Source organism: Pseudomonas bohemica (assembly GCF_002934685.1).
Taxonomy (GTDB): Bacteria; Pseudomonadota; Gammaproteobacteria; order Pseudomonadales; family Pseudomonadaceae; genus Aquipseudomonas; species Aquipseudomonas bohemica.
In genome coordinates, this window is sequence record NZ_NKHL01000121.1 from 52,422 (window position 1) to 69,332 (window position 16,911).

The window sequence follows — 16,911 nt, forward strand, 5'->3', positions numbered from 1 at the left end:
TATCCGGCACCGTTCCGGCTTTACGCCAAGTGCTCGGATGCCATGCCCCACATTCTGATTGTCGAAGACGAAGCCGCCATTGCCGATACCCTCGTCTATGCCCTGCAAGGCGAGGGTTTCACCACCACCTGGCTGACTCTGGGGCTGGCGGCGGTCGAGCATCAGCGCATCACGCCTGCCGATCTGATCATCCTCGACATCGGCTTGCCTGACATCAGCGGTTTCGAAACCTGCAAGCAACTGCGCCGTTTCAGCGAAGTGCCGGTGATGTTTCTCAGTGCGCGCGATGGCGAGATCGATCGCGTCGTCGGGCTTGAAATCGGGGCGGATGATTACGTGGTCAAGCCGTTCAGCCCGCGTGAAGTCACCGCGCGGGTTCGGGCGATTCTCAAGCGCATGGCGCCGCGCACTGAGTCTTCTTCTGCCGCTTCTGGTCATTTTACGATCGATGCCGAGCGCGTGCTGATCAGCTATCGCGGACACACGTTGAGCCTGACCCGCCATGAATTTCGCCTGCTGCGATGTTTGCTCGAACAGCCGCACCGGGTGTTCAGCCGCGAACAATTACTCGCTGCCGTGGGCGTGCCCAGCGATGCTGGCTATGAGCGCAGCATCGACAGCCATATCAAGAGCGTGCGCGCCAAACTGCGCCTGATCGCCGCCCACGCCGAGCCGATCCAGACCCATCGCGGCCTGGGCTACAGCTATAGCCCGGACCGCAGCTGATGCGCCTGGGTATCCGGATCTTTCTGGTCTACGCGCTGTTCATCGGCCTGACTGGCTATTTCGTCCTCAATACCGTGATGAAGGAGGTGCGTCCCGGCGTGCGCCAATCCACCGAAGAGACCCTGGTGGATACCGCCAATCTGCTGGCCGAAGTCCTGCGCCAGGATGTCAGAAACGGCACCTTGAGCCAGAGCCATTTCCCCGACGTGCTGAAGGCCTACGGCTTGCGGCAGCCCGGCGCGAACATTTGGGGCCTGCCGAAGAATCAGGTGAATAACCGTGTGTATGTGACCGACGCCAAGGGCATCGTGTTGCTCGACTCCAGCGGCGAGGCGGTGGGCCAGGATTACTCGCGCTGGAATGATGTCTACCTGACCCTGCGCGGCGAATATGGCGCGCGCTCGACCCGCAGCGATCCACAGGACGCCAACTCGTCAGTCATGCACGTCGGTGCGCCGATTCGAGACGACGGCCGGATCATCGGCGTAGTGACGATTGCCAAGCCCAATAGCTCGTTGCAGCCGTATGTGGACCGAACCGAGCGGCGTTTGCTCTGGTACGGCGCAGGCCTGGTCGTGCTGGGATTGCTGTTCGCCGCGCTGCTGTCGTTGTGGTTGAGCAAATCACTGCGTCGCCTGACTCACTACGCGCAGGCTGTCAGCGAAGGGCGTCGTGTCGAGCTGCCACACTATCGCGGGGGCGAGCTGGCGCAGTTGTCTGCGGCCGTCGAGCACATGCGCACTCAGCTGGAAGGCAAGGCCTACGTCGAGCGCTACGTGCACACGCTGACCCATGAATTGAAGAGCCCGCTGGCGGCCATTCGCGGTGCGGCGGAGCTGCTGCATGAGGACATGCCGGTTGAGCAGCGGCGGCGCTTTGTCAGCAACATCGACAGCGAAAGCGCCCGGGTGCAGCAGTTGATCGAGCGACTGTTGAGTCTGGCGATGGTCGAGCAGCGTCAGGGTCTGGAAGAGTACGCGACGATTCCCTTGGCCGAACTGATCGACGAAACCCTGGTCGCGCAGCATGCCCGCATCGCTGGCAAGGGATTGCGGGTCGAGCAACGGATTGCGGCTGAGATAAACGTGACCGGCGAGCGATTCCTGCTGCGTCAGGCGTTCGCCAATCTGCTGGAGAACGCGCTGGATTTTACACCGGCCAACGGCACGCTGCGCTTCGATGCCGAGCAGCTTGGCAATGGTCTGAAAGTCACGGTCTTCAATAGCGCCGAGCCAATCCCCGAGTACGCGTTACCTCGTCTGAGTGAGCGCTTTTACTCATTGCCAAGGCCCGACAGCGGACGCAAAAGCACGGGGCTTGGGCTGAATTTCGTGGAGGAAGTGGTGCAGTTGCATGGCGGGGAATTCGGCATCGCGAACGTCGAAGGTGGGGTTCTGGTGAGCCTGCGGTTTGCGTGACGAGCTCCACTCTGTTGTTGGCGCAGAGCCCCTTTAGGAGTGAGCTTGCTCACGAAGGCTGACTTGCGGAACTACATCTTCTGTAGATGTACTGTCCCTTTCGCGAGCGAGCTCACTCCCACAGTAGTCAAGCGTACGACCTGCACACCGGAGGCGCTGGGCGTACAGCATGGCTCCACACAATCTCCACACTTCTCCCACCGTCCCTCCACACAGCGCTTGCAGACTCTGCCCATCAAAACGGAGAGAGCCGCATGAACAAAGGCATGTCGTTGTACAAACTGGGAATGATCGGGCTGTTGATCCTGTTGCTGTTGATCCCGCTGATAATGATCAACGGAATCATTCAGGACCGGCAGAACCGACGCGACGTCGTGATTGGAGACATTGCTCGCAGTTCCAGCTACAGCCAGCAGATCAACGGGCCGATGCTGATCGTGCCGTATCGCAAGAAGGTCCAGGTCTCCAGGCTCAATGCGAGCCAGCAGCGCTATGAGGAAACGGTCGAAGAGCGCGGGCGATTGTATTTTTTGCCCGAGAAGTTCGAGCTCAATGGCGATGTAAAGACCGAAGTCCGCGCCAGGGGGATTTATGAAGCACGGCTGTTTCACGCGGCGAACAACATCAGCGGCCAATTCGTATTGCCTGAACACTTCGGGATCGGCGATGACTTTGCCGATTATCAATTCGACGAGCCATTTCTAGCGGTCGGTATTTCGGACATTCGCGGCATCGAAAACACCCTTGTGCTGGACCTTAATGGCGAGCAACGGGATTTCATTCAGGGCACCGATGTCCCGCTGCTCGGGGAAGGTGTGCGGGCCTTGCTGCCAACCCAGAACGGCACCACCGAGCAAACGCTGAAATTCGCTTTCGAGCTGCACCTGCAAGGCACGGGGCAACTTGCGGTGACGCCGGTAGGCAAATCCAGTTATGTGCATATGGCGGCTGACTGGCCGCATCCCAGTTTTATCGGCAATTACTTGCCTATCGCCCGAACCGTTTCTGCAGACGGCTTCAGCGCAACCTGGCGGACGTCTTTCTTCTCCACCAACCTGCAGGAGACCCTCAATCGTTGTGCGGTAGACAAAATCTGCAACGAGCTCAGAGCGCGCAGCTTCGGCGTGAGCTTCATTTTCCCGGTCGACCAGTACCTGAAGAGCGATCGCTCGATCAAATACGCGCTGCTGTTCATCGCGCTGACGTTCGCCGGTTTTCTGCTGTTCGAAGTGCTCAAGGGGCTGGCAGTGCACCCGGTGCAGTACGCCCTGGTGGGCGCGGCACTGGCGCTGTTCTATCTGCTGCTGTTGTCGCTGTCCGAACACATCGGGTTTGGCCTGGCCTATCTGTTGTCGGCCACGGCCTGTGTTGCGTTGATTGGCTTTTATGTCTGTCATGTGCTGCGCAGCGTGGCTCACGGGCTCGGTTTTGCCGTGGGACTGGGCACACTGTACGCCTTGCTCTACGGACTGCTCAGTGCCGAGGACTATGCGCTGCTCATGGGCTCGCTGCTGCTGTTCGGCCTGCTGGTGGTATTCATGGTGCTCACCCGCAAACTTGACTGGTACGCCATTGCACAGCGCACCGCCAAACCTGTCGCGGCGCCGGTGGGGGTGAGCCATGAGTAATTGGATGGGATTGAGGGAGGATCAGCGGGTGGGGAAGGGTTTGGTGGCCGAAATCGGCAAGTGGCTGGCATCCGATACGGGTGGCAGTTGTCTCACTTTGAAGCCGTCTTACGGTCGAAAATCAAGCGCCGTTTCTTGTGGGCATGAGCTTTTTCACGAAGTGGGTTTTAGGCCGCCAGATCTGTTGAGCCGATAAAGCCGCCCTCGCGAGCCAGCTCGCGCCCATAGAAAAGCAATTCGTTACGTGGGCGACTGCATCTCCACCATCGAGGGCCGCCGACTGACTTCGTAATACCCGCTCGACAATCGCGTATACATGCTGCGCCAGCCGAGGTCTTGAAATTGAGCCTTTCTGTCTGAGGGCGGGGTTTGTCACAGAGCGCTGCAGTTATATGCGCCGCGCTCGTGATTGAAAAAAAACCTGCACCGACTCAAGGTCATGCGATGACGTGTTGCGGCACGGCTTATTGGCGGTAGCGAAATCAACACAGCCACTATCGCGAGCGATGCTGCCAGGTATGTGATGCGGGAAATGGCTCAGCTCGAAGCGCGCCGTCGCACGATCAGCCCCTTGATGCTCAACCATGCCGGAATGCTCATGCCCACCCACGACAGCACGTCCCACGCGCCGTCGCCCAGCAGCGCGGCGAACAGGCCTGCGGCTGTCAGCAGTGCGATCCAGGTGGGTTTGGCGAAGGTTTTCCAGAACGCCGAATGCTTCTTGTGCCGGGTCATGCCGCCTCCACTGCCTGACGAACATTGACTGTTGCGGCCGCACGACGTCTTACCCACCACAGGTACACGCCGCTGCCCAGCACGATGATGGTCAGCACATCCAGCACGCCCCAGAGAATCTTCATCGGCATGCCGCCGTAGTCACCGAAGTGCAGCGGTTGCGACAGCAGCAACGCATCCATGTACCAAGGGCTGCTGACGATGGCTGTGACTTTCAGGTCCTTGGCATCGATCAGCACCGGCGTCAGCAAATGAGACGTCAGGTGTGTGTTGCCTTTCATGAATACCGCGTAATGGTGTTCGCTGGAAAAACGTGAGCCCGGGAAGGCGATGAACGAGGGCTCGGCGCCGGGGACAATGGCCTGGGCAATTTCCAACAGGTGCGTTGCAGGTGCTCGATCAGTCAGCGGCGGGGCATCATGGTAAGGCGCGACCATGGCCGCCAGCGCATCATTGCGCCACTGCGCGATCACAAGGTCGGCGCAGGCATTGAGCACGCCGGTCAAGCCGACCACGAACGCCCAGGTCAGGGTCACCACGCCAATCAGGTTATGCAGGTCGAGCCAGCGCACGCGGGTCGATTTGTTTGGGCGTACGGTGGCGAAATCCAGTCGGCGCATGAACGGCGCATACAGCACCACGCCTGAAATAATCGCTAATACAAAAAGCAGCCCCATGAACGCCAAAAGCAGCTTTCCGGGCAGCCCGGCATACATGTCCACGTGCAAACGCAGCATCACCATCATGAAGCCGCCGTTGGCTGAGGGCGTTTCTACTGCCTCGCCGGTCCGTGCGTCGAGCATGAAAGTGTGAGTGTCATTCGGATCGCCGCCTGCGGTTTTACCCATGTACGCATAGATGCCGTTGGGCTCGTCCTCGTCCCAGCCAAAATACTGCACCACTTCGCCCGGTCGATGAGCTTCGCAGGCCTGCACCAACTGCTGCAAGTCCATGCGCGGCGTATCGGCGGGCATTTCCCTGAGTTCAGGCGCGTCGCCCAGCAGATGCTCGATCTCGTGGTGAAACACCAGCGGCAAGCCGGTGATCGCCAGCATCAGCAAAAACAGCGTGCAGATCAGGCTGCTCCAGGTATGGATGAATGACCAGCGGCGGATGGTTTGGCTCTTCATGGTGCAGGTACCGGATTGAACGAAAGCAAAAAGGGTCGCTGTTTCGAGCGACCCTTGTTTTACAACGTCAGGAGTTTAAACGATTACCATTTGTAGTCCACGCTCGCGAGCACGTTGCGCCGATCACCGAAGTAGCAATAGAAGCCGTCGCAAGTGGAGATGTATTCCTTGTCGAAGACGTTGTTGGCATTGACCGATACGCTTACACCTTTGAGCGCGTTGCTCATGCGACCCAAGTCGTAATGAACGGCTGCGTCATACACGGTGTAAGCGTTGCTGTGACCGTAGTTTTTATCGGCTACATAACCGTAGCTGCCGATGGCAATGTTGTCGGTCTCGCCGATGTAGCGTGCGCCGAAGCCCAGACCGAAGCCGTCGAGCAGACCGGTGTGCCAAGTGTAGTCACCCCAGATCGACGCCTGGTTTTCCGGGGTCAGCGGCAGCGGACGGTTCTTGTCCGCCGGGTCGGTGACCTTGGTCATCTTGCTGTTGGCGTAGGTGTAGGACGCGGTCACTTTCAGGTTGTCGGTGACGTTGCCCACCGCTTCCAGTTCGAAACCACGGACCTTGGCTTCGCCCAGCGGACGTTGCACGCCCAAGGTGTCGCTCAGGACGATGTCGCGACGGGTTAGATCATACGCCGCGGCAGTGAACAGGATATCGGTGCCCGGCGGCTGGTATTTCAGACCGACTTCGTATTGTTTGCCGGTGCCCGGCTTGAAGGCGTTGCCATTGGCGCCGCCCTGTTCGGCCTGGAACGACTCAGCGTAGGACACGTACGGGGTGAAGCCCGAATCGAAGACATAACTCAGCGCCGCGTTGCCGGTGAAAGCGCTGTCGGTGCGATCGTCGCTCTGATTGGTGTTGTAGAACTTGGTGTCGGTCTTGAGCAGATCCTGACGGCCGCCCAGGGTCAAACGCCAGTTATCCAGCGCCATCTGATCCTGGAAATAGGCACCCACGTCGTCGGTTTTCTGGTTGTAATTCTGATAAGCCGTGTAGGTAACGTTGCTGAAGTCCAAGCCGTAGGGATGAGTGATGATGTTGCCATCGGGCGCGTTGCCATACAGCCATTTGTAATTGTGGTTGATGCGCTGATAGTCCAGGCCCAGCAGCAAGGTGTGTTTGAGCGCTCCGGTTTCGAAGTCGGCCTGGAAATTGTTGTCTACGGCGAACTGGCTCATGTCTTCGTTGACGACGTTGGCGCCGCGCGCGAGCGTGCCATCGTCAGCGACGGAGCCGTAGTAACCGCCTGCAGTGATGGTATGGAAGGACAGGTCGCTTTTGGTGTAGCGCAGGTTCTGCTTGAACTGCCAGACGTCGTTCAGGCGATGCTCGAAAGCGTAACCCAGTGCGTAATAGGTCTTGTCGTAGTATTCCCAGTGCGGATCGCCCAGGTTTTCGTGGTATTTCACACGGCCAGCAGCGGACGGGTATTTGGTGCCCTGAATCGGCAGAAACTGACTGGTGCTGCCGGTATCGTCGCGGTTGAACTGGCTGAGGAAGGTCAGCTTGGTGTCTGGATCGATATTCCAGGTCAGGCTGGGTGCGATGTTGTAGCGTTTGTCGTCGATGTGATCCACCGAAGTGCCGCTGTCACGCACCACACCGCTGACGCGGTATTCGAAATTATCGGCGTCGTCGATCTTGCCGGTACTGTCGAAGCTGATCTGCTTGCGGTTATAACTGCCGACCTGGGCCTGGATTTCGTGGCTGGCTTCAGCTTCAGGACGACGGCTGACCATGTCCAGCATCCCGCCCGGTGGGGTCTGACCGTAAACCGAGGAAGCCGGGCCGCGTAATACGGCGACGCGTTCCAGGTCCCAGGTTTCCAGCTTCGGCATCACGTAGGCGCCTTTCGGAAGCGGCAGGCCATCGAGGAACTGGGTGGGCTCGAAACCACGGATTTTCAGCCATTCGGCACGGCTATCGCTACCGTAACTGCTGGCCACCACGCCCGGCATATAGCGCACCGCGTCGTCGATATTCTGCACCGCACGGTCCTGCATCTGCTGACGAGTAGCGACAGAAATGGAGCGCGGCGCTTCGGCCAGCGCGGTGTCGGTCTTGGTCCCGGCTGCGGTGCGAGTGGCTGCGTAGCCTTCAGCCGGGCCCCACGCACTTTCAAGCTGCTCCTGACGGCCCTGAATGCTGGTTTCCGGCAGCGCCATGACGCCTTCCGGTGCCGCAACCAGGCTGTAGGTGCCGGCCGAGGTCTGGCTCAATTGCAGGCCCGTTCCGCGCAGCGCCTGGGCCAACGCGCCCGGTGCGTCGAACTGACCTTGAACCGGTGCCGACGTACGACCGGCAGCCAACGACGGATCCAGCGACAAGGCAAGGCCAGCCTGGCTGGCGATTTGAGTCAGGGTTGTGGACAGCGGCGCGGCAGGCAGGTTGTACGCACGTACGCTGGACGCCTGAGAAGCTGCCATAAGCTGAGTGCTTGCCAGTGGTGCGGCAAGGGCGACAGCTACAGCCAACAGGCTCGGGCGCAGAAGGGTTTGAAGCGTGCGGGACATGGGCGGCTCCTGAGTTGAATTGTTCTCAATGCCTATGTGCCGGACGAGATTGAAAAAGTGATAGGGCCGAATCGAAAATAATTTAGATTCACGATTTGGCCCGCTCAGTTGCGCTTACAGCGGTCAACCTGTGGGAGCGAGCTTTGCTCATCAAGGCTGAGGTACAGACGCCAGAAATGTCGGGATTTCGCACCGTCTTCGTGAGCAAGCTCACTCCCACAGGGATTTGAGTAGGCTAAAGGCGTGCGCTCGTCACAACTTGCGCGTCTGTTTCGCATCACTCGCCACCACCGTGACCCACCAGTGGGTGCGCGCTTCGATCTCCACCGGTAGCGTGGGCGTCAATGCCTTGAGGGCCAGGTCGGTGTCACCGAGCGGGAAGCTGCCGGTGATCCGTAGATCGGCCACCTCCGGCGCGACGCCCAGATGCCCCTGACGGTAACGGCTGATTTCCGCGATCACGTCTTTGAGCCGGGCGTTGTCCACCACCAGCATGCCGCGCATCCAGGCATCCGCCCCAGGCGCGATGGCGACCATCGGCCCCAGGCTGTGGCGCTGTATCAGCATCTGCTGGCCTTCACGCAGGATCATTTCATTGGCAGATGCCTGCGGATGCACCGCGACAGCCGACTGCAGCACGCTTAGCAGTGTCCCGTCATCCCGGCGCTTGACCAGAAACCTGGTACCCAATGCCCGCATCTGCCCTTGATCGGTTTCGACGATGAACGGCCGGGGGTCTTCGTGGCTACCGGTCTCAACGAATATCTCGCCTTCCTGCAGAATGACCCGGCGCTGTTTGGCGTCGAATCGGATGTCTAGCGCGCTGTGGGTATTGAGACGAATCAGGGTGTTGTCCGACAGCCGAATGGTACGTTGCTCACCGGTGGCGGTGCGTTGATCAGCCAGCCAGTAGTCCATCGGCAACAAGCGGTCGCCCAGAAAAAGTGTCAGCCCCAGTGCCAGTGCGAAACCGGCCACTCCGCGCCCCAGCTTGCGCACCTGTCGGCCAAAGCCCTCGCGCGAGCGCATCAATGCCGAGCGCGCGGGGCCAGTGGTATGCACGAATCGCTGATCGACCATCCCCAGTTGCATCCAGGCTCGGGCATGTTCTTCGCTGGCGGCGTACCACTTGGCGAACTCTTCATGCTCGGCCTCGCTGCCCTGGCCGCAATCCAGGCACAGCTGCCAGGCGATAGCGGCGTCCAGCACTTGCGATGAAACCGGGCGGGTGGTGATGCTCATATCGGCTCACCATACAGTGCGATGTAGCACTGACGCATGCCCTGGGCCAGATATTGCCGAACACGGGGAATGGAAACGCCGACCTTCTCGGCGATTTCGGCGTGGCTCAAGCCGTCCAGACGGTTGAACAGGAAAGCCGCCCGGGCCTTGCTCGACAGTTTGGTCAGCATGCGGTCGATGGCTTTGAGATCTTCAAGGATCAGTTGCTGTTCTTCGAGTGAAGGCTGTTCGCCTTCCGGGACCCGCATCAGCTCATTGAGGTAGGCCTGCTCCAGGGCGGCGCGCCGGAAATGATCGAAGAGCAAGCCCTTGGCGACCTGCACGAGAAACGCACGGGGTTCGCGCGGCGCCTCGAGATGCTCGCGGCCCAGCAGACGGATGAAGGTGTCCTGACTCAGGTCCTCGGCGCGGTGCGGGCAGGCGACGTTACGCTTCAGCCAGGTCAGCAACCAGCTGCGATGGTCGCGATAGAGCGTTCCGACAAGCTGATGTTGAGGACGTTGAAGTGACGACACGTACGCACCAAGGAGAACAAAGTAACTAACGAGAATTATTCGCGATTGTGTCAGAGCCGGGGAATGCTGGCAATTGGTGCTTATAAGAAGGAGCCGAACGGCGTTGTAGGATTTGCCCACGGAGTATGTAAGGGCCGCGCGCTGTGGGAGTGGGCTTGCTCCTGAAGAGGCAGTACATCTACAGCAGATGCAGGGTCGGGGAGTTAGCTTTCGTGAGCAAGCTCCCACAGGAGAACCCCGCGGCTGTGGCAGCGCATCAATACCTAAAACGAATGCGACTGCTGCCTGCGTCGCCACTTCGCCAGACACCGTTCCAGCTGCGCCGGGCTGTCCATGCCCTGACGCCGGGCATGGCTGAACAGAATCAGCGCCAACTCCGCTGTCACCAAAGCGTCGGCGCTGGCGTGATGGCGCTCCTCGGCCTGCAGGCCAAAAAAACCGGTCCAGTCATCCAGCCCGGCCTGGCGCAGGCACCCTTGCGGCCACAGCAGCGGTGCGATTTCGGCGACATCCAGAAACGTGTGCTGCAGCTTGTATCCCAGGCTTTCCTTTAATGCACGGCTGAGCATGTGCTGATCGAACGGGGCATGAAACGCCAATATCGGACTGTCACCGACGAATGCCATGAAATCCAGCAGCGCCTCGACCGGCTCGCTGCCCGCCGCGATCGCACTTGGCCCCAGCCCATGAATCAACACGCTGGGGCTGAGCTTGTGATCGGGACGCAGCAAGGTGCGTTCGAATTGCTGACCCAGATCGATCGCGCCGTCCTCGATAATCACCGCGCCAATGGACAGCACCTCATCGCGGTTCATGTTCAGGCCGCTGGTTTCCAGATCCAGTACCACCCAGCGTTGCTGGCGCAGTGGCTTTTCGCTGAGCGCAGTGGCGCGGGGCAGTTCGCTCAAGCGCTGCAATTGTTCGGGTGTCAGGTCAGGCGTCCTGGCGCGTTTGGCTGGCTTGAGCCATTGGAACAGGTTCATGGGCGGTCGCTTAAAGTTGGTAACGCAAGGTCAGGCTGCTCTGCAGTCGCTGCGCCTGACGGAACGATTCGCGCAGGATTCGCCGGTCCAGATGATTGAGCACATCGGGATCGATCCGGTTGGAATACGGCAGATTCTGTCGGCTCTGCTGCTGATGCTGCTGCATGCGGGTCTGCTGGATGAAGTGATAGGCCTCTTCATAGGCCGCCCCGTCCAGCGGGTCGATGACTTCCCTGATCACCAGTTGGCGCAGCCGTTCGAGGGTGTTGTTCGCCCCGATGCCGTTGGCCAGCGCGAGCAAACGCGCGCCATCGACGAAAGGTGTCAGGCCTTGAGTCTTGAGGTCCAGTGTGTCTTTCTCGCTGCCTTTGCGCGCCACCACGAAATCCTTGAAACGCCCCACGGGCGGCCGTTGACGCAAGGCGTTGTCGGCCATCATGCGCTGAAACAGTTTGTTGTCGGCGACTTGCGCCAGGATGCTCTGACGCAATTGCTCGCCGCCAGTTTCATCGCCCCAGACCACGCGCAGGTCGAAATAGATGCTGGACGACAACAAGTTCTCCGGGGTCGCTTCGCGAATGAACGAACCAAAACGTCGCGCCCATTCGATGCGTGAGAGGCACAACTCGGGATTGCTGGCCATGATCCCGCCCTTGCACAGCGCAAAACCGCACAACGCCAGGCCCTGATTGATCCGCTCGGCAATCGGCAGCAGACGCCCGCGAATCTCGGCGGCTTCGGCGGCGTCCCTGGCTTCGAACAGAATGCCATTGTCCTGATCGGTATAAAGCGTCTGCTCGCGACGGCCTTCGCTGCCGAAGCACAACCAACTGAACGGAACACCGGGATCGCCTTTCTCTTCCAGGGTCAGCTCGATGACGCGGCAGACCATGTGGTCGTTGAGCAGGGTAATGATCTGGGTGATCTGCATTGACGAAGCGCCATGAGCCAGCATGCGATCGACCAGTTGCACGATGTCGCCACGCATGTTGCTCAGCGCATCGATGCGCGGGGCGTTGCGGAGGGTTCGCGCCAGATGCACCAGATCCACCCGCTGTAGGGAAAACAGGTCGCGCTCGGACACCACGCCACACAGGCGCTGATCCTTGACCAGACACACATGGGCGATATGCCGTTCGGTCATGGCAATCGCCGCATCGAACGCGCTGGCGTCGGGGCTGAGATAGAAGGGCGCCTGAATCATGTTGTGTTTGATCGGTTCGCCGAAGTCGGCGTTTACATCCGCCACGACTTGTCGCAGGTCGCGCAGGGTGAAAATGCCCAGCGGCGCCCTGGCCTCGTCGACGATCACGATGCTGCCGACCTGCTGCTCATCCATCTGTTTGACGGCCTCGCGCAGCGGTGTGTCTGGCGAGCAGGTTACTGGATGCCGCATGGCCAGCTCGCCCAGACGCGTGTTCAGCGAATACTGAGTGCCGAGTGTTTCCACAGCCTTCTGCTTTACTTGCTGATTGACCTGTTCGAGCAAACTGCTGACGCCGCGCAGCGCAAAATCGCGAAAGGTGTCGGAGAGTGCGAAAAGCTTGATGAACGCTTGTTTATTCAGTTGCAGGCAGAACGTGTCTTCAGCCGCCAGATGCTCGGTGCGCGTGGCGCGCTCGCCCAGAAGCGCAGCAAGAGGAAAGCACTCGCCGGTGGTGATTTCGAATGTGGTTTCAGTGCCGCCTTTCGCGGAATGCGGGCGTTCGCCAACGACGCGGCCCTGTTTGACGATATAAAAGTGCTCTACTGGCCCATCGCTAGGCTTGATGATGCTCTCATCCGTAGCGTAGAAACGCAGCTGGCATTGTTCGACCAGATAGGCGAGATGAGCATTCTCCATCTGATTGAATGGGGGGAATTTCTGCAGGAATTGCATGGTGCCGTGGATGTTCTGCAGCACGGCTGTCTTTCCTGCCTGGGTGAATGCGTCCGCTTTGCTCATGACTGGCACCACTTGTTTTTATGAGTTCATGGTCGACCGCTTATCGGGCAGTGCCCATTGGACGTAAGTCTTAGGTCGCGTAAAAATCATTGGAGTGCAAAGGGCGTGGTGTGCAACTGCATCACGCGCAGGCCGTAATGGCCGGCAGGGAGCCGAAAAAGTGCGCAGCGTATTCAGTCTGTTTGCGCTGTCAGAATGAAGTCGACGGGAAAATGGGACGGGTATGTTCGATCACGACATTTTGAGTGATGAAGAGCGCGAAGCCCTCAATGAGGTGATGCTTGCCCCTCCATCGCAATCGCCACAACGGGTGCTGATCGTCGATGATGATAAGGATGCTCGGGAAATTCTTGCCGAAATCCTCAGTCTCAACGACATCAGCTGTATCACCGCAGCTGGCGGGACCAGCGCCATGCATCTGCTGCAAACCCGTCCGTCCATTGCGCTGCTGATCACTGATCTGCGGATGGCGCCGTGCGATGGCCTGGATTTGATTCGGCAGGTCAGGGATTCGGATCGGGCCGCGCTCCCGATCATCATCGTCTCGGGCGATGCCCATGTTCGCGACGCGATCGATGCGATGCATCTGAGCGTGGTGGACTTTCTACTCAAGCCGATCAACACCAAGCAGTTGTTGCGGTTGGTGAAGCGCGAGTTGGGGATGGAGTAGATTCACCACCGGCCCACTTGTAGAGCGCGCTTGCCCGCGATTGCATCTGTCAGTCGACATGGATGTTGTTATCCATCGTGATCGCGGGCAAGCGCGCTTCTACTGTATTTGCTGGCAATGAAAAAAGCGGCGTGCCATGTAGGAACGCCGCCTTTTTGTTTACTGCTGAATTACAACCCGTTCTTCGCCTTGAACTCCCGACGACGGCGATGCAGCACCGGCTCGGTGTAGCCGTTCGGCTGTTTGGTGCCTTCGATCACCAGCTCAACGGCCGCCTGGAAGGCGATGTTGCTGTCGAAGTCTGGCGCCAGCGGGCGATACAGCACGTCGCTGGCGTTCTGGCGGTCGACCACTGGCGCCATGCGCTTGAGGCTTTCCATCACTTGTTGCTCGTTGACCACGCCGTGACGCAACCAGTTGGCAATGTGCTGGCTGGAGATACGCAACGTCGCACGGTCCTCCATCAGCCCGATGTCATTGATGTCCGGCACTTTCGAGCAACCCACGCCCTGATCGATCCAACGCACCACGTAACCGAGGATGCCCTGGGCGTTATTGTCCAGTTCATTCTGGATCTCTTCGGGTGTCCAGTTGGTGTTCGGCGCCAGCGGGATGGTCAGGATGTCATCGACCGAGGCGGGTGCGCGCTGAGCCAATTGAGCTTGACGCGCGAACACGTCGACCTTGTGATAATGCAACGCGTGCAGTGCCGCCGCGGTCGGCGATGGCACCCACGCCGTATTGGCGCCGGCCAGTGGGTGAGCGATTTTCTGTTCCAGCATCGCTGCCATCAGATCGGGCATTGCCCACATGCCTTTACCGATCTGCGCACGCCCCTGCAGGCCACACTTCAAGCCGATATCGACGTTGGAGTTTTCATACGCAGCGATCCACTTCTCGGCCTTCATCTGCGCCTTGCGTACCACCGGGCCAGCTTCCATCGAGGTGTGAATCTCGTCACCCGTACGGTCCAGGAAGCCGGTGTTGATGAACACCACGCGCTCGCTGGCGGACTTGATACAGGCCTTGAGGTTGACCGTCGTGCGGCGTTCCTCGTCCATGATCCCGACCTTCAGTGTGTTGCGCGGCAGGCTCAGGACTTCTTCGATTCGGCCAAACAGCTCGTTGGTGAACGCCACTTCTTCAGGGCCGTGCATCTTCGGTTTGACGATGTAGACCGAACCGCTGCGGCTGTTGGCGCGCGAGGTGTTGCCCTTGAGGTTGTGGATCGCGGCCAGGCTGGTCAGCAGGCCGTCGAGAATGCCTTCGGGCACTTCGTTGCCTTGATTGTCGAGGATCGCATCGATGGTCATCAGGTGACCGACGTTGCGCACGAACAACAGCGAACGGCCGTGCAGCGTCACCGGCTCGCCCTTGGGCGAGGTGTACACGCGGTCAGGGTTCATGGTGCGGGTGAAGCTCGTGCCGCCTTTGGAAACTTCTTCGGACAGATCGCCCTTCATCAGGCCGAGCCAGTTGCGATAGACCACGACCTTGTCGTCGGCGTCGACTGCGGCGATGGAGTCTTCACAGTCCATGATGGTGGTCAGTGCGGCTTCCATCAGTACGTCTTTGACGCCGGCGGCATCGGTCTGGCCAATGGGGCTTGTGGCATCGATCTGGATTTCGAAGTGCAGGCCGTTGTGCTTGAGCAGCAGCGCGGTTGGAGCGGATGCTTCGCCCTGGAAGCCGATCAACTGTGCGTCGTCACGCAGGCCAGTGTTACTGCCGCCTTTCAAACCGACGATCAGCACACCGTCGCCGATCTTGTAGCTCGTGGAATCAACGTGAGAGCCTGCAGCCAGTGGCGCGGCTTCGTCGAGGAAGGCGCGGGCGAAGGCGATGACTTTATCGCCGCGGACCTTATTGTAACCCTTGCCTTTTTCCGCGCCGCCTTCTTCAGAGATGGCGTCGGTGCCGTACAGCGCGTCGTACAGCGAGCCCCAACGGGCATTCGAGGCGTTCAGCGCGAAGCGGGCGTTCATCACCGGGACCACCAATTGCGGGCCGGCCATGGATGCAATTTCTTCATCGACGTTTTGCGTCGTGACCTGGAAGTCCGCTGCTTCTGGCAGCAGATAACCGATTTCCTGCAGGAAAGCCTTGTATGCCGTGGCGTCGTGGGCCTTGCCGGCATTGGACTGGTGCCAGGCATCGATGCGCGCCTGGAAGTCGTCACGTTTGGCGAGTAGGGCTTTGTTCTTCGGCGCCAGCTCGTGGATGAGCTTGTCGGCACCGGCCCAGAACGCGGCGGCTTCGATACCGGTTCCAGGAAGGGCTTCGTTGTTCACGAAATCCAGAAGGACTTTGGCGACCTGAAGGCCACCGACTTGAACGTGTTCAGTCATTGCTTGCCTCACTCTGCTCAGCTATCTGCGCTTCATTCTCGAGCGCGCTTTTGTTAAAGCCATCGACATCGCTGCTTACCCCCGCCAGAACATGCCATTGCGGGCGGCTGGGCCGGGGCACCTGAACGAAAGCCCGCATGCATTATGCGCAACAGGTTTCATCGAGCGGCGATGCTGGGTCAGGCATCTTCCCAACGTTTATGTAGTGAACGCGGCGGAATACTACATGATGAGTCGCGATGTGAAAATCAGACTAAATATGTCACCGAGCGACCAGATTTTCACCAATGGTCACGTCGAGGTTACGGATGTTCTCAAAAAAACGGTGAATTGTTCCAGAGAATTATGGAAATGGTACACAAATTGTTTCCTCAGGAAGCATCCCGGCGCACTTCGAGGTCTTGCCTATACTTGTCCGACCACCACGCAGGCACGGGAAACCGGGCAGTGGATATGTATATAGAAGGAGTGGACCGTGGATCATCTCATCGTCACCGTATTTGCCCCGGACAAACCGGGGCAGGTCGAACAGATCGCATCATGCATTGCAGATCACGGTGGTAATTGGCTGGAAAGCCGCATGACTCACATGGCTGGGCAGTTCGCGGGGATTCTCAGAGTGGATGTGCCCGCCGAGTCTCAGGCGCAATTGCGTAGCGCGTTGCAGGGACTTTCGTCCTACGGCATCCGCGTGCAGTTCGCTGAAATCGGCGCTGAGCCCGCGTCGCACTCCAAGCCCATCAACATGGAACTGGTGGGTAACGACCGACCCGGAATTGTGCGTGATGTGACGCGACTGCTGACGGAGCAAGGGGTTAATGTCGAACAACTGGTGACGAACGTCGAACCCGCGCCGATGAGCAGCGAGACCCTGTTCCGCGCCAACGCCTTACTGGGCTTGCCGCTGAACTTGTCGCTGGATGATTTGCAGGAGCGGCTGGAAACCTTGGCGGATGAGTTGATGGTTGAGTTGAAGATCAAGGCTGAGGATTGAGCGAGTGAATGAGTTATCCAGTTTTTTCATAAGCCTGCCTGTGGATAACCTGCGGATA

13 protein-coding genes are annotated in these 16,911 nt (G+C 59.3%); 5 read left to right on the plus strand and 8 right to left on the minus strand.

What is annotated here, in order from left to right; all coding sequences use genetic code 11:
• Positions 1 to 42 precede the first annotated feature (42 nt).
• The 3 genes from creB (at position 43) to creD (ending at position 3,772) form a co-directional block, all read left to right on the plus strand.
• Complete coding sequence (gene creB, locus CE491_RS27805; RefSeq protein ID WP_110951531.1) at positions 43 to 726, plus strand: two-component system response regulator CreB; 684 nt, start codon at positions 43 to 45, stop codon at positions 724 to 726.
• Positions 726 to 2,144 (plus strand): two-component system sensor histidine kinase CreC, encoded by a 1,419-nt coding sequence (gene creC, locus CE491_RS27810; protein WP_110951532.1) that lies wholly within the window; start codon positions 726 to 728, stop codon positions 2,142 to 2,144. Before creB ends, creC begins: the two co-directional genes overlap by 1 nt.
• Positions 2,145 to 2,398: 254 nt before the next feature.
• Complete coding sequence (creD, locus tag CE491_RS27815) at positions 2,399 to 3,772, plus strand: cell envelope integrity protein CreD (RefSeq protein ID WP_234407696.1); 1,374 nt, start codon at positions 2,399 to 2,401, stop codon at positions 3,770 to 3,772.
• 537 nt (positions 3,773 to 4,309) lie between these two features.
• Here the strand turns inward: creD and CE491_RS27820 are convergent.
• From CE491_RS27820 to CE491_RS27850, 7 genes are all read right to left on the minus strand, one after another.
• Complete coding sequence (locus CE491_RS27820; protein WP_110951534.1) at positions 4,310 to 4,507, minus strand: hypothetical protein; 198 nt, start codon at positions 4,505 to 4,507, stop codon at positions 4,310 to 4,312.
• Positions 4,504 to 5,637 (minus strand): PepSY-associated TM helix domain-containing protein, encoded by a 1,134-nt coding sequence (locus CE491_RS27825; RefSeq protein ID WP_110951535.1) that lies wholly within the window; start codon positions 5,635 to 5,637, stop codon positions 4,504 to 4,506. Before CE491_RS27825 ends, CE491_RS27820 begins: the two co-directional genes overlap by 4 nt.
• A gap of 83 nt (positions 5,638 to 5,720) precedes the next feature.
• Entirely contained in the window at positions 5,721 to 8,156 is a 2,436-nt protein-coding gene (locus CE491_RS27830; RefSeq protein WP_110951536.1) for a TonB-dependent siderophore receptor, read from the minus strand.
• A 252-nt stretch (positions 8,157 to 8,408) separates the two neighbouring features.
• The gene (locus tag CE491_RS27835) at positions 8,409 to 9,392 is read right to left on the minus strand and encodes a FecR family protein (protein ID WP_199885293.1); all 984 of its coding nucleotides are present in this window, start codon (positions 9,390 to 9,392) and stop codon (positions 8,409 to 8,411) included.
• Positions 9,393 to 9,394: 2 nt separating this feature from the next.
• On the minus strand, positions 9,395 to 9,913 hold the full coding sequence (locus CE491_RS27840; protein WP_110951538.1) for an RNA polymerase sigma factor: 519 nt from the start codon (positions 9,911 to 9,913) through the stop codon (positions 9,395 to 9,397).
• A gap of 263 nt (positions 9,914 to 10,176) precedes the next feature.
• The gene (locus CE491_RS27845) at positions 10,177 to 10,896 is read right to left on the minus strand and encodes a 3'-5' exonuclease (protein ID WP_110951539.1); all 720 of its coding nucleotides are present in this window, start codon (positions 10,894 to 10,896) and stop codon (positions 10,177 to 10,179) included.
• Between the two features lie 10 nt (positions 10,897 to 10,906).
• Positions 10,907 to 12,841, minus strand: a complete 1,935-nt coding sequence (locus CE491_RS27850; RefSeq protein ID WP_110951540.1) for a putative nucleotidyltransferase substrate binding domain-containing protein — start codon at positions 12,839 to 12,841, stop codon at positions 10,907 to 10,909.
• A gap of 223 nt (positions 12,842 to 13,064) precedes the next feature.
• On the opposite strand from CE491_RS27850, the gene CE491_RS27855 reads away from it, so the two are divergent.
• Positions 13,065 to 13,511 carry a response regulator gene (locus CE491_RS27855; RefSeq protein WP_110951541.1) on the plus strand — a complete coding sequence of 149 codons (447 nt, stop codon included), beginning with the start codon at positions 13,065 to 13,067 and terminating at the stop codon, positions 13,509 to 13,511.
• 170 nt (positions 13,512 to 13,681) lie between these two features.
• On the opposite strand, the gene CE491_RS27860 is transcribed toward CE491_RS27855, so the two are convergent.
• Positions 13,682 to 15,859 carry a malate synthase G gene (locus CE491_RS27860; RefSeq protein ID WP_110951542.1) on the minus strand — a complete coding sequence of 726 codons (2,178 nt, stop codon included), beginning with the start codon at positions 15,857 to 15,859 and terminating at the stop codon, positions 13,682 to 13,684.
• Positions 15,860 to 16,334: 475 nt separating this feature from the next.
• On the opposite strand from CE491_RS27860, the gene CE491_RS27865 reads away from it, so the two are divergent.
• Entirely contained in the window at positions 16,335 to 16,853 is a 519-nt protein-coding gene (locus tag CE491_RS27865) for a glycine cleavage system protein R (RefSeq protein ID WP_110951543.1), read from the plus strand.
• The last annotated feature ends 58 nt before the right edge of the window (positions 16,854 to 16,911 follow it).